General features: G+C 66.1%; 10 protein-coding genes. 3 read left to right on the forward strand and 7 right to left on the reverse strand.

Annotated features, from left to right (window positions below; translation table 11 throughout):
• Positions 1–34: 34 nt before the first annotated feature.
• Positions 35–253: a hypothetical protein gene (locus OSH10_RS00765; protein WP_266329538.1), complete on the reverse strand. Its 219-nt coding sequence runs from the start codon at positions 251–253 to the stop codon at positions 35–37.
• A gap of 233 nt (positions 254–486) precedes the next feature.
• Here OSH10_RS00765 and OSH10_RS00770 point away from each other — a divergent pair, with 233 nt between their 5' ends.
• A complete protein-coding gene (locus OSH10_RS00770; protein ID WP_266329539.1) occupies positions 487–2,322 on the forward strand; it encodes an aminopeptidase P family protein in 1,836 nt (611 codons plus the stop codon).
• Between the two features lie 129 nt (positions 2,323–2,451).
• Positions 2,452–3,051, forward strand: a complete 600-nt coding sequence (locus OSH10_RS00775; protein ID WP_266329541.1) for a PRC-barrel domain-containing protein — start codon at positions 2,452–2,454, stop codon at positions 3,049–3,051.
• A gap of 60 nt (positions 3,052–3,111) precedes the next feature.
• Here the strand turns inward: OSH10_RS00775 and ligA are convergent, their stop codons facing one another.
• On the reverse strand, positions 3,112–5,259 hold the full coding sequence (gene ligA, locus OSH10_RS00780) for an NAD-dependent DNA ligase LigA (RefSeq protein WP_266329542.1): 2,148 nt from the start codon (positions 5,257–5,259) through the stop codon (positions 3,112–3,114).
• A 93-nt stretch (positions 5,260–5,352) separates the two neighbouring features.
• A complete protein-coding gene (locus OSH10_RS00785; RefSeq protein ID WP_266329543.1) occupies positions 5,353–6,630 on the reverse strand; it encodes a multidrug effflux MFS transporter in 1,278 nt (425 codons plus the stop codon).
• A 376-nt stretch (positions 6,631–7,006) separates the two neighbouring features.
• Here OSH10_RS00785 and OSH10_RS00790 point away from each other — a divergent pair, with 376 nt between their 5' ends.
• Positions 7,007–8,389: an FAD-binding oxidoreductase gene (locus tag OSH10_RS00790; protein ID WP_266329544.1), complete on the forward strand. Its 1,383-nt coding sequence runs from the start codon at positions 7,007–7,009 to the stop codon at positions 8,387–8,389.
• 54 nt (positions 8,390–8,443) lie between these two features.
• On the opposite strand, the gene recN is transcribed toward OSH10_RS00790, so the two are convergent.
• From recN to ftsZ, 4 genes are all read right to left on the reverse strand, one after another.
• Positions 8,444–10,114 (reverse strand): DNA repair protein RecN, encoded by a 1,671-nt coding sequence (gene recN / locus OSH10_RS00795; protein ID WP_266329545.1) that lies wholly within the window; start codon positions 10,112–10,114, stop codon positions 8,444–8,446.
• 18 nt (positions 10,115–10,132) lie between these two features.
• On the reverse strand, positions 10,133–11,005 hold the full coding sequence (locus OSH10_RS00800) for an outer membrane protein assembly factor BamD (protein WP_266329546.1): 873 nt from the start codon (positions 11,003–11,005) through the stop codon (positions 10,133–10,135).
• A 183-nt stretch (positions 11,006–11,188) separates the two neighbouring features.
• Positions 11,189–12,139 carry a UDP-3-O-acyl-N-acetylglucosamine deacetylase gene (gene lpxC, locus OSH10_RS00805; protein ID WP_266329547.1) on the reverse strand — a complete coding sequence of 317 codons (951 nt, stop codon included), beginning with the start codon at positions 12,137–12,139 and terminating at the stop codon, positions 11,189–11,191.
• Between the two features lie 268 nt (positions 12,140–12,407).
• The gene (ftsZ, locus tag OSH10_RS00810; RefSeq protein ID WP_266329549.1) at positions 12,408–14,186 is read right to left on the reverse strand and encodes a cell division protein FtsZ; all 1,779 of its coding nucleotides are present in this window, start codon (positions 14,184–14,186) and stop codon (positions 12,408–12,410) included.
• Between the last annotated feature and the right edge of the window lie 35 nt (positions 14,187–14,221).

A 14,221-nucleotide genomic window follows, 5' to 3' on the forward strand; every position in this document is an offset into this window, starting at 1 on the left:
TAGGACCGCTCAGGACGGTCGGGGCAGAGGTCGATTAGACGACCGAGCCCATCGCGCCGCGCTCGAAGGTCTCGCGGTCATAGCCGAAGGTGGCGAGCGAGGCGTCGTCGAGCGAGAGCTGGTAGCCATTCACGAAGCGCGGCATCTGCCGGTCGCGCGTATGGGTCATGCGAGCCACAGCGCGCCGTACGACGCCATGGCCGCGGCTTCCAGCCGGGGCAACGCCGAACTCGCCAAATGCTGCAGTCAACATGATCAATTCCTTTGCGTGGAGGCGCCCTATGCGTCCCTTAACCATCGCCCTTATAGCCCTCACGCTGACGTGAAGGTACAGCTGTAACGGAATGACAGACATGCGGTTTTTGCAACGCACAAGATGCTGCCGCAATCACGCCGCGCCGCAACCACGGCGCGTGACGGAATTGCAGTCGGCAAGGGGCCTCGCTAGGGTCGCCCCATCGTTCCCGCGTGAGAAGGCCCCTGCGCATGTTCCAGAATTTTGACGCCCCCAGCCGCGCCCATCCGATCCACGACCGGCTGGTCGCGCTGCGCGCCCAGCTTGCTCGCGCGGGGCTGCAGGGCCTGGTCATCCCCCATGCCGATGAATATCAAGGCGAATACATCCCCGCCGCCTCGGAACGGCTCGCCTGGCTGACGGGCTTCACAGGCTCGGCCGGCGCCGCCGTCGTCCTCGTCGGCGAGGCCGCCGTCTTCGTCGATGGCCGCTACACGCTTCAGGTCCGCGACCAGGTCGACGTCGACGATTTCACCCCGGAAGACCTGATCGGCCATCCGCCGCACCAATGGCTGAAGGGCAAGCTCTCGAAGGGCGACCGGATCGGCTACGACCCGCGCCTCCTGACGCTTGCGGAAGCTCGGCGCTTCGAGGCGGTCTGCCAGGGGGCGGGCGCGACCTTCGTGGCGCTCGACGAAAACCCTGTTGATGCGATCTGGACCGACCGCCCTCTCCCGCCCTTGTCGCAGGTCATGCCGCAGCCGGATGAACTGGCCGGCGAGACGGCCGACTCGAAGATCCGCCGGATGCAGGAGGTCCTGGCCGACAAGGATGTCGACGCCGCGATCCTCGCCCAATCCGATTCCATCGCCTGGACCTTCAACATCCGCGGCGCCGACGTGCCGCATAACCCCGTCGTGCTGTCCTATGCGCTGCTGCGCCGCGACGAACGGCCGATCCTTTATGTCGATGGCCGCAAGCTTTCCAACGCCGTGCGCGACCAGCTTTCCGAACGGGCCGACATCAAGGAAGAGCGCGCCTTCCTCACCGATCTCGCCCAGTTGGGCACCGAAAGCCGGCGGGTGCTGGTCGACCCGCAGTCCACCCCGGCTCTGTTCGCCAAGACGCTCACCGACGCCAAGGGCGTTCTGGTCGAGGGCGCCGATCCGGTCGTGCTGCCGAAAGCACGCAAGAACGCGGTAGAACTGGAAGGCACCCGCCGCGCGCACCGGCGTGACGGCGCGGCGATGACCCGCTTCCTCGCCTGGCTGGATCAGAACGGCGCCAACGGCCGCGAAACGGAAATCAGCGTCGCCCGGAAGCTCGAGCGGTTCCGGGCCGAAGCGGGCGCTGCGGATGACATGCCGCTGCTGGAGATTTCCTTCGACACCATCTCCGGGGCCGGCCCGGACGGCGCCATCGTGCACTACCGGGTCAACGAGAGCACGGATCGCCCGCTCGAAAGCGGAACGCTGTATCTGGTCGATTCCGGCGCGCAATATCGCGACGGCACCACGGACATCACCCGCACCATCGCCATCGGCACACCGACGGCGGAGATGCGCGACCGCTTCACGCGCGTCCTCAAGGGACATATCGCGCTGGCGACGGCGCGCTTTCCGCAGGGCACGACCGGCGCCCAGCTCGACACGCTGGCGCGCCACGCGCTCTGGCAGGCCGGCCTCGATTACGACCATGGCACGGGCCATGGCGTCGGCGCGTTCCTCTCCGTGCATGAAGGCCCGGTGCGGATCTCCAAGGCAGGCCATCTGCCACCGGAGCCCGGCATGATCCTTTCGAACGAGCCCGGCTATTACAAGACCGGCGCCTATGGCATCCGTATCGAGAACCTGATCGTGGTCACGCCGCCGGCGCCGATCGCCGGCGGCGACCGCGACATGCTGGGCTTCGAGACGATCACCCTGGCGCCGATCGACCGCAACCTGGTCGAGCCCGCGCTGCTCAGCCCGGCCGAGCGAGCCTGGCTGGATGGCTACCATGCGCGGGTGCGCGAGACCCTGGCGCCCTCGCTGGACGGGGATGATCTGGCCTTCCTGATCGCCTCGACGCAACCTCTGGACGCATAGCCCGAAACTCCCAGTTCCATCACGAAACATGTCATTGTGACAGGCTTCGTGATGGAACGTGACCCGTCGCACTCCGTTGTCCGGTCGAGCCCAAGCTCAATTGGCTAGATAAAACACGGAGTTACGACCATGAAGATGCTATTTCCGACAACCGCCCTGGTCGCTCTCCTTGCTGCTGGCCCCGCGCTGGCGCAGGACGCAACCACGCCTGCCACCACGACCCCGGCAGCGACCACAACCGAAGCCGGCGCGCCGGCCGGACGCTTCATCGTGTTCGAGGATGGCAGCACGGACTGGCTCGCCTCGACGCTGATGGGATCGACCGTCTATAGCGGCACCGACGAAAACCTCGGCAAGATCGTCGATATTCTCGCGACCGACGATGGCCAGGTGAAAGCCGTGGTGATCGGCGTCGGCGGCTTCCTCGGAATCGGCCGCAAGGACGTCGCGGTATCCCCGAATACCCTCGAGCGGGTGAAGACCGACAACACCCAGAAGCTGATCCTCAAGACGACCAAGGATGAGCTCAACGCGGCACCGGAATTCAAGACTGCCGCGGAGCAGGAATCGTCCAGCGTGACATCCACTCCCGCAACCCCGGACGCCACCGTCCCGGCCGCGGATCCGATGACTCCGCCGGCAGCAACCACCCCGGCCCCGGCGACCCCGGCCCCCGCGACGCCAGCCCCGGCAACGCCGGCACCCGAAACGGCTCCTGCGACGCCGTAAGACCCGAGAACACGCAGGATCAGAGGCCTGCCCGCAAGGGCGGGCCTCTTTTTTGCGGGTTCAGTCGGCCCCGACCAGGGAGAACCAGCCGTCCTCGTCGATCACCTCGACGCCATTCTCGGCGGCGGATTTGAGCTTCGACCCGGCGCCGGGCCCCGCGACCAGCAGATCCGTCTTCTTCGATACCGAGCCCGCCACCTTCGCGCCCAGGCGCTCGGCCATCGCCTTGGCCTCCTCACGGGTCATCCGTACCAGCGTACCCGTAAAGACGACCGTCTTGCCGGCGACGGGACTGTCGGTCCTGGCGGCTTCCAGCGGCTGCGGCGTCACCTGCTCCAGGAGGCGGGCGAAGGCATCGCGATTGTGCGGCTCGTCGAAGAAGTCGACCACGGCCTCGGCGACGACGCTCCCGACGCCTTCGATCCCGATCATCTCGACCCAGGCGTCATTGCCCTTCAGAAGATCCGGTCCCGGCGGCCGGGCCGCCAGCGCCGTATCGCGAAACGCCTCGACCGTGCCGAAATGGCGGGCAAAGCGCTTGGCATTGGTTTCGCCGACATGGCGGATGCCGAGCGCGAAGATGAAACGATTGAGCGCGATGCTGCGCCGCTCGTTGATCGCGGCGAACAGGTTGCGGGCAGAGGTTTCGCCATAGCCATCGCGGTTCTTCAATCGCTGCAGCTGGCCCGCGTCGCGCGCCTCCAGCGTGAAGATGTCAGCCGGCTCCTTGATCAGCCCCCATTCGTAGAAGGCCTGGACCTGCTTCTCGCCGAGCCCCTCGATATCGAAGGCGTTGCGCGAGACGAAGTGGCGGATGCGCTCGACCGCCTGCGCGGCGCAGATCAGGCCGCCGGTGCAGCGTCGGACCGCCTCGTCCTCCTCGCGCACCGCATGGCTGCCGCAGACCGGGCAAACCGTCGGAAATTGATAGGGCACGGCATCGGCCGGCCGCTTCTCCAGCACGACCGAGACGATCTGCGGGATGACGTCGCCGGCGCGCTGGATCACCACCGTGTCGCCGACGCGGATGTCGACGCCGTCGCGGATCGGCAATCCGTCGCCGCCAATGCCCTTGATGTAATCCTCGTTGTGCAGGGTCGCGTTGGCGACCACGACGCCGCCGACCGTGATCGGCTCCAGCTTCGCCACCGGGGTCAGCGCGCCGGTGCGGCCGACCTGGATGTCGATGCCGTTCAGGACGGTCACCGCCTGCTCGGCCGCGAACTTGTGCGCGATCGCCCAGCGCGGGCTGCGCGAGACGAAGCCGAGGCGGTTCTGCAGCGCGAGCGCGTTCACCTTGTAGACGACGCCGTCAATGTCGTAGCCGAGCCCGGCGCGATCCATTTCCAGCCCGTGATAGAAGGCGAGCGCCTGCTCGAAGCTGGTGCAGAGCGTCATGCGCGGGTTGGTCGGCAGTCCCCAGGCGGCGAAGGCCTCGACCATGCCCATCTGCGTCTCGGCCGGCATGGCGCTCATCTCGCCCCAGGCATAGGCGAAGAAGCGCAGCGGCCGCGAAGCGGTGATCTTGGAATCGAGCTGGCGCAGCGAGCCCGCCGCCGCATTGCGCGGATTGGCAAAGGTCTTGCCGCCGCCCGCCGCCGCCATGCGCGCGTTCAGCGCCTGGAAATCGGCATGGGCCATGTAGCACTCGCCGCGGATCTCGACGATCTCGGGGACACCGGCGGGAAGCCGGTTCGGGATATCGGCGATGGTGCGGGCATTGGCGGTGACGTTCTCGCCCTCGAAGCCATCGCCGCGCGTCGCCGCCGTGACCAGCTTGCCACCCTCATAGCGCAGCGACAGGGACAGCCCGTCGATCTTCGGCTCGGCGGTGAAGGGGATCGCATCGGTCGCGTCGATCTTCAGGAACCGCCGGGCGCGGTCGATGAAGTCGATGACGTCCTGATCGTCGAAGGCGTTGTCGAGCGACAGCATCGGCACGACATGCGGAACCTTGGCGAACTTCGCGGAAGGCGCGGCACCCACCGACGTGCTGGCTGCCGAGATGAGCTCCGGGAAGCGGCCCTCGATGGCGATGAGGCGCCGACGCAGCGCGTCATAGTCCGCATCCGAGATCGTCGGCGCGTCTTCCTGATGATAGCGGATGTCGTTTTCGGCGATCTCGGTGCTGAGGCGCGCATGCTCCTCGAACGCCTGATCCGGCTTCAGCGTTTCGACCGGTATGTCGCGCAGGCTATCCGACGGCATGGCAGAACTCCCATTCAGGGAAAAGCTATGCCGCGCCGCCGGTGGGCTCGCAAGGGGGATTGGCTTTCGCCAACAGTCCCTTGCCAGACGGCATCAATGGGCGACGTCGATCACGGCCGCCGGATCGGGATGATGCGGCGCGAACAGCCGCCCCCGCTCCGTCCAGATCACCACGACCAGGCTCAGCACGCCGGTGAGCAGGAAGCCCGTCGCCAGCGGCAGAACCGTGCCGTTGAAGGCCTGGCCGATGATCGTGCCGACGATGGTGCCGAGGATCGTCGTGTAGAAGCCGATCATCGACGAGGCCGTGCCGGCGATCTCGCCGAGCGGCTCCATCGCCATCGTGTTGAAGTTCGGCATCGTCAGGCTGAACAGGAACTGGCAGGCGGCAAGGTTGAGAGCGAATAGGATCAGCGGCGGCTTGCCGTCGAACCAGTAGGCCATGCCGACCATGACCAGCGACATCAGCACATGGCCGCAGACGCCGGCATGCGAAATACGGCGCATGCCAAGCCGGCGGACGAGCCGGATATTGACGAAGGAGGCAAGCCCCATCACCGCCGCGATCATGCCGAACACCAGCGGGAAGACGGTGCCGAGACCATAGACTTCCGTCTCGAAGATCTGCTGCGACGACGCGATATAGGCCATCAGGCCGCCGAACATCAGGCCGATCGCCGTCGAATAGCCGACCGTCGCGCGCTCGTGCAGGCAGCGCTTCATGCCGTTGCCGATCCGCGAGACGGAAAACGGCATCCGGTATTCGGGATGCAGCGTTTCCGGCATGCGGCGGCCGAACCAGATGGCGATGCCCACGGCCATAACCAGCATGCTGACGAAGATCGCGTGCCAGGAGCCGAACAGCAGGAACAGGCTGCCGATCGCCGGCGCGAACACCGGCACGATGATGAAGATCATCATCGTGAACGACATCACCCGCGCCATTTCGCGGCCCTCATACCGGTCGCGCACGATCGCGACCGACAGAATGCGCGTCGCCGCCGCGCCCATTCCCTGGACAAGACGCCCCACCAGCATCAGCTCGAAATTCGGCGCGAACAGCGCGATCACGCTGCCGATCGAGAAGACCACGAGCCCGATCATCAGCGTCGGACGGCGGCCGATGATGTCGGACGCGGGCCCGTAGAACAGCTGCATGATGGCGAACCCGGCCATGTAGACGCTCAGGATCAGCTGCACCTCGTTCGCCGAGGTGAGGCCGAAATCGCGCTGGATGTGGCCGAAGGCGGGCAGCAGATTGTCGATCGACATCGAGCCGAGCGCCATCATGAAGGCGATGATCACGACGAATTCTGCGAAAGACGGCTCACGGGCCGGGTGCTCGGAAGCGCCCACGGACAAAACGGACATAGCGAGTTTCCAAACGGGACATCGCCAGGCGAAATGGCCTGCGCGAGGGCAAGGAAACGCCGCAGGCAGCGGGCGCTGGCCTGAAGCGATCCTTGCGAGGGTATTCAACTAGGCGGAAATATATGGCGTGGCCGTGACGCTGGTCACAGGAGACGCGAGATCAAGCCCCTTCCTAGTCCATCCTCACTCCAAAGGCAACCTTATGATTAGGGATCCTTGACCGGAACCGGCGAGAGAGTGTCCCGGCCCGGGCCGGGTGAGAGGTGGTGCAGCAGGATGGGACGCGCGTGGAACGATATGGCCGTCAGAGGCGCATTGTCGTACCATGAGGTGGGCACTCCCGGCGCGGAAGACGTAGACCAGTGGAGGTAATGCCATGCGTAACCAGGAAGCCGCTGAACTCTCGGGCAGGATTCGTGGACGGGTGATCGACCGCGACAGTCCCGAATACGACGAAGCCCGCAAGCTCTATAACGGAATGATCGACAAGAAGCCGCGGATGATCGCTCGCTGCAGCGACGTCGCCGATGTGATCGAGGCCGTCAACTTCGGTCGCGATCACAAATTGCTGATCGCCATACGCGGCGGCGGCCACAATGGACCCGGTCTCGCCAGCTGCGATGATGGTCTGGTCATCGACCTGTCCCAGATGAAGGGAGTCCGGATCGATCCGGAAACCGCGACGGTTCGGGTCGGCCCCGGCTGTACGCAGGGTGATGTCGACCACGCGACGCACGCCTTCGGCCTCGCCGTCCCGGCCGGGATCGTCTCGACCACCGGCATTGCCGGGCTAACGCTCGGCGGCGGGACTGGCTACCTGACCCGCCAGTTCGGCCTCACCATCGACAATCTGCTCGAGGCTGACGTCGTGCTGGCCGATGGGAGCTTCGTCACCGCCAACAAATCCGAGCGACCCGACCTGTTCTGGGCCTTGCGGGGTGGCGGCGGCAATTTCGGCGTCGTGACCAGCTTCCTGTTCAAGGCCCACCCCGTGAACATGGTCTATGGCGGCCCCATCTTCTGGGATCAGAAGGACGCGGCCGACGTCATGCGGCGCTATCGCGACAAGCTGCCATCAGCGCCCGAACGGCTTGGCGCCTTCTTCGGCCTCAAGACCATGCCCTCCGCAGACCCCTTCCCGCGCGAGCATTGGGGCAAGCGCATCTGCGCGCTGATCTCCTGCTATAACGGCCCGCAGGAGGAAGGCGAGGCGGCCATGAAGCCGTTCCTCGAAGGCGTACCGCCGCCGCTCGTCAACTGGATGAGCATGATGCCCTTCCCGGCGCTGCAGAGCCTTTTCGACCCGCTGATGCCGACCGGCATGCAGTGGTACTGGAAGGGCGATTTCGTCGGCGAACTGACCGATGCGGCGATCGACGCGCACCTCAAGCAGGCGGCGAACACCCCGAGCATGCTGTCGCTGATGCATCTCTATCCGATCGATGGCGCCGTACACCGGGTCGGCAAGGACGAGACGGCCTGGAGCGCCCGCGACGCCCGCTGGTCGATGGTGATCGCCGGCATCGACCCCAACCCGCAACAGGCCGGGCCGATCAGCCGCTGGACCAAGAGCTACTGGCAGGCGGTGCATCCGCACAACAAGGATGGCGGCTATGTGAACTTCATGATGGATGACGAAGGTGACGCCCGGCTGAAGGCGGCCTATGGCGCCAACTACGATCGCCTGATCGCGGTGAAGTCGAAATACGACCCGGACAACCTGTTCCGGGTGAACCAGAACATCCGTCCCCTGCACTGATCGACCAAGTCCGGGCGGCGCGGATAGCGCCGGGTCGCCCGGCCGACGTTCCGATCAGGCGTTGCCGTGAATGAGTTGCTGGGCCGCAGCCCGCGCGGCGTCGGTGATGACGCTGCCGGCCAGCATGCGCGCGATTTCCTCGCGCCGCTCCTCGCCGAGCAGCGGCGTCACGCCGGTTGCCACGCGGTCCTCGCCGGCCACGCCATCCTTGGCGATGCGAAGGTGACTGCCGGCCCGCGCCGCAACCTGCGGCGCATGGGTGACGGAAAGCACCTGCACGCGCTCGGCCAGGCGCGCGAGCCGCCTGCCGATCGCCTCGGCCACCGCGCCACCGACGCCCGTGTCGATTTCGTCGAAGACAAGGGTCGGCGCCGAGCCGCGATCCGCCAGCGCCACCTTGATCGCCAGCAGGAAGCGCGAGAGCTCGCCACCCGAGGCGACCTTCATCATCGGTCCCGGGCGGGTGCCCGGATTGGTGCGGACGAAGAAATTGACGATATCGATGCCGGCGTCGCTGCGCTCTTCCGCATCCGTCTCGATCGAGACGATGAAGGCCGCGCGTTCGAGCTTCAGCGCCGGCAGTTCCTCCGCCACGCGCGTCTCGAGTTCTTCGGCGACGGCGCGACGACGGGCGGACAGGGCAGCGGCCAGCGCATCATAGGTCCGGCCGGCCGCCTCGGCAGCCGCCTCCAGCGCCGCGAGCCGCTCCTCGCCCGAATCCAGCGCGGCGAGATCCGCCACCATGCGGTCACGCAGGGCGGCGAGATTTTCCACCGCGACATCATGCTTGCGGGCCGCGCCGCGCAGCGCGAACAGGCGCTCTTCGGTGCGCTCCAGCTCCTTCGGATCGAATTCGCTGTCGCGCATCGAGCGCGTGAGGATCGTCTCCGCCTCTTCCAGCGCGTTGATGGCGCTGTCGATCGCCTCGACGACGCCGTCGAGCAGGCCGCCAGCTTGGTCGCGCTTGCGCTCCAGCCGGCGCGCGAGGCTGGCAAGGTTGGGGATCGGCGAGGTGTGGCCAGCGATCGTGTCATGCGCATCGGAGAGATCGCCCGCGATCTTCTCCGCCTGCATCATGGTGTGACGGCGCTGGGCGAGTTCCGTCTCCTCGCCGGGTTGCGGCGCGAGCTTGGAGAGTTCCTCGACCGAAGCACGGAGATAGTCGCCTTCCGACCGCGCCGAAGCGATCCGCCGGCGCAGGGCCGCGACCTCGCTCTCGGCAGCCCGCCAGGTCCGGAATGCCTCGGCGACCGCTGCGGCCTCGGGATCGAGCCCGCCAAACGCGTCGAGCAGACGGCGATGGATCGCCGGGTCGATCAGCGCGCGGTCGTCATGCTGGCCGTGGATCTCCACCAGCGACGCGCCGACGTCGCGCAGCAGCGCCACGCTGACCGGCTGGTCGTTGACGAAGGCACGGGTCCGCCCGTCGCCGGTCTGCACCCGCCGAAGGATGATGTCGCCGTCATGATCGATGGAGTTGCTGCCAAGCAGCGTGCGCGCGGGATGGCCGGACGGGACGTCGAAGACGGCCGTCACCTGGCCCTGGCTGGCGCCCTGGCGAACCAGGGCCCCGTCCCCTCGCCCGCCAAGCGCGAGCGAGAGCGCATCGAGCAGGATCGACTTGCCCGCGCCAGTCTCGCCGGTGAGCACCGTGAGACCGCGCGAGAAGTCGATCTCGAGCCGATCGATGAGAACGATGTCGCGGATTGCGAGCGCGGCGAGCATGGCGCGCCCTGTCCCCTGCTAGCCCGTGACGGAACGGAAGGCGCGGCTGATCCAGGAGCCCTTGCTCTCCGACGGCGACACACCGCCCGTCTGGAGAAGCGAATAGGCGTCCTTGTACCACTGCGAATTCGGGAAATTGTGCCCGAGAACGGCAGCGGCGGTCTGCGCTTCCGGAACGATGCCCATCGCGTAATAGGCGGCGGTCAGGCGATAGAGCGCTTCCTCGACGTGACGGGTGTTCGCGTACTCGGTCACGACCAGCTTGAAGCGGTTGATTGCGGCCGGATATTCCTTGCGCTCGAGATAATAGCGACCGACCTGCATCTCCTTGCCGGCCAGCTGGTCGCGCGCCACGACGATCGCCTTCTGGGCGTCGTCGACATATTCGGAGGTCGGGTACTTGTCGACCACCTCCTGCATGGCGGCGATCGCCTTCTTCGTCGCATCCTGGTCGCGCGTCACTTCCGGGATCTGCTTGAAGTAGGACTGGCCGATAATGTACTGCGCATAGCCCGCATCCGGGCTCGACGGATAGAGCGAGATGTAGCGGCGCGACGCGTTGACGGCGTCGTCATAATTGCCGAGACGGTAATTCGTGAACGCCGTCATGATCAGCGCCTTGCGCGCCCATTCCGTATAGGGATGCTGCTGATCGACCTGCTCGAACTGCTTCGCGGCAGCCTTGAGCTTGCCATTCTGCATCAGGGTCAGGCCCTGATTGTACATCTGGCCAGCCGGGATATCGGGCTCGTCTACAGTGTCGTCGTCCTTGGTCAGGGAGCAACCGGCCACGGCCACGAGCGCGCAAAGCGCGGCGGCACGCAGGGTGACGGAGCCGAACCGGCCAAAAGTGGCAAAGGTCGACGGGCGGATCGAGCTAACTTCGTTCATTCACACATCGAACCGGCGTGAGCCGGCATCGCCTCTTTCGATGGGGCAAAGCGGTGCAGCTTCTGTATCGGAAACGGCACGATGACGCCACCAGCCCTCGCAACCCATTGCCGCAATTTCGTGGCGGAGATGCGAGGGGTGACAGAAATATCCGATCTGTGCGGAATTTGCTGCTTTTGCAGCTTAGGACTTGTCCGGTCCAAAGGCCGCCGCGGGCAAGCGGACGGTCATCTGGTCGTGGACGATGTCGCGCTTCGGCGCCAAAGGAGCCTCGACATAGGTCCAGGCGTCCGAATCAGCCAGCAGCGTCTCGACGATCTTGGCGTTCATCCGATGGCCGCCACGATAGGAGCGGTAGGCGCCCAGGATCGGCGCGCCGGCCAGAGCCAGATCACCGACGGCGTCGAGCGTCTTGTGGCGCACGAACTCATCGGCGAAGCGGAGTCCCTCCGGATTGATCACCTTGTCGTCGCCCAGCACGACCGTGTTGTCGAGCGAGGAGCCGAGGGCAAGGCCACGCGACCAGTAGAACTCGACATCCTTCAGGAAGCCGAACGTCCGGGCACGGGCGAGATCACGGCGGAACACGGCGGGATCGAGGTCGACGACGAACGCCTGACGGCCGATCAGCGGCGATTCGAAATCGATATCGATCTCGAAGCGACGGCCATCGAACGGCAGCAATTCGGAAAAGCCGCCGGCATGCTCAATGCGGACCGGCTTCAGAACCTTGACGAAGCGGCGCGGTGCGGAAAGCGTGACGATCTCGGTCTGGTCGATCAGGTCGACGAAGGCGGCGGCGCTGCCATCCATCATCGGCACTTCGGCGGCGTCGATCTCGACGACGACATTGTCGACACCGAGGCCGTTGAACGTCGCCAGCAGATGTTCGATCGTCGCCACCGAGACGCCGGCAAACGCAACGGTGGTGCAGGAATCGGTGGCATGCAGGTGTTCGATCCGCGCATGGATCGGATGACCGGCGCCGGCATCGATACGGTGGAATACAATGCCCGTATCGGCCTCGGCCGGATTGAGGGACATCGCCACGGGCTTGCCGCTATGAACGCCAATTCCAGAAACCACCACGCGGTCGCGCAGAGTGGTCTGGTGCAGGCCTTGTCGTTTAGCCATCAAATCGCCCCGAGAGAGCTTGTCAAAATCTGCGACTGCTCTGTGGTCCGCCCCCTGCTGTTCCGCATCTGTCTGATCCCTGGACCAGGTTAACGGCCAACCAGGAATCACCAGATTCGTCAGCATGTTGTGATGCCTAGATAGAGCGTCGACCGGGCGGTCAACAAATCACTCTTTCTAACCTTCTGTAACGTGGCTTACGGACCCTGAATAAAAGAGGCCCAGCGCTGTCTCCAGTGCCGGGCCTCGATCTTTCTTTTGTCGCGGCTTAGTTCGCCTGGCGGCGGAGGAAAGCCGGGATTTCGAGCTGGTCATCCTCGCTGCGCGGCATCACGCGACCATGCTGGTCGAGCTCTGCCTGACGCGGGCGATAGTCCGGCTGCGCCTGCTGCGGGGCACGCGGCGGCTGGGCCTGCTGCGGCTGGCGCGGGGCGGCGGCGTAGCCGGCCTGCGGCGCCTGCGGCTGGCGGACCGGCTGCTGCGGGCTGCCCTGCTGGGGCGCGCGCTGCTGCGGGGCCGGCTGCTGGCGGTTCACCTGCGGTGCGGCTTCCTCTTCCCGGCGGCCAAGACCTACATGCGCCAGGCGGCGCAGAAGGCTCATCGGGCCGCGATCTTCCTCGACCGGCTGCTGGGGCTCAGCGCGCTGGGCCTGCATCTCGCGCTGGGCGACGACCGGGAAGTCCTCGACCCGCGGCATCCGGGAAGCGGACGGAGCTTCGGCTGCCGGCGGGATGAAGGGCTGCGGGGCCGGAACGTGATCGTCCCGGACGGGAGCCGGCATCATGTCGAACTCATGGTCGAGTTCGGCCTCGGCATAGGAGACGGCCGGGGGCGCCATCGGAGCGATGGTCACTCCAGGATCCCGCACCGGATTTTGAGCCGGCGCGTGCTGCTGCACGGGAGCCTGCTGGGGTACGGCGGGGCGGAAGGCGGGAGCCTGGGGCTGCGGCGCGCGCGATTCGGTCTGGACCGAGGGACGCGTCTGAGCCGGAGCCTGCGGAGCCGCCTGCTGGGCGGCGGCCTTCATGCGGGCAGCCATGTCCTGCGTGCGCAGGTCGCCCGGCGAGACTTCGTCCTTGGCGTCCGACTCGATGCCGGTCGCGACGACCGACACGCGGATCACGCCCTCGAGGCTTTCCTCGAACGTCGCGCCCAGGATGATGTTCGCGTCGGGATCGACTTCCTCGCGGATACGGGTCGCGGCTTCGTCGACTTCGAACAGCGTCAGGTCACGGCCGCCGGTGATCGAGATCAGCAGGCCGCGGGCGCCGTGCATCGAGGTCTCGTCGAGCAGCGGATTGGCGATTGCCGCCTCGGCAGCCATGATCGCGCGGCGATCGCCGGAGGCTTCGCCGGTGCCCATCATCGCCTTGCCCATCTCGCGCATCACCGAACGGACGTCGGCGAAGTCGAGATTGATCAGGCCTTCCTTGACCATCAGGTCGGTGATGCAGGCGACGCCCGAATAGAGGACCTGGTCGGCCATCGCGAAGGCGTCGGCGAAGGTCGTCTTCTCGTTGGCGATACGGAACAGGTTCTGGTTCGGAATGACGATGAGCGTGTCGACGCTCTCCTGCAGTTCCTTGATGCCGGCTTCGGCAACGCGCATCCGGCGGGCACCTTCGAACTGGAAGGGCTTGGTCACCACACCGACGGTCAGTATACCGTGCGAACGGGCCGTCCGGGCGATGACCGGAGCCGCGCCCGTGCCCGTGCCGCCGCCCATGCCGGCGGTGACGAACACCATATGCGAGCCGGCGAGATGGTCGTTGATCTCGTCGATGACCTCTTCGGCGGCGGCCCGGCCGACATCCGGCATCGAACCGGCGCCGAGACCCTCGGTGACGGCGACGCCCATCTGGATCAGGCGCTCGGCGCGAGCCGACATCAGGGCCTGGCTGTCCGTGTTGGCGCACACGAACTCGACCCCTTCGAGGCCCGAGCGAATCATGTTGTTGACGGCGTTGCCACCCGCGCCGCCGACGCCAAAGACCGTGATCTTGGGCTTCAGCTCAGTAATATCCGGCATCTTCAGGTTGATCGTCATGGTGACCTCGTCGTCTTGACCCCTAAGCCGGTGGC

It is taken from the genome of Kaistia defluvii (genome assembly GCF_026343955.1).
In the GTDB taxonomy this organism is placed as follows: domain Bacteria; phylum Pseudomonadota; class Alphaproteobacteria; order Rhizobiales; family Kaistiaceae; genus Kaistia; species Kaistia defluvii.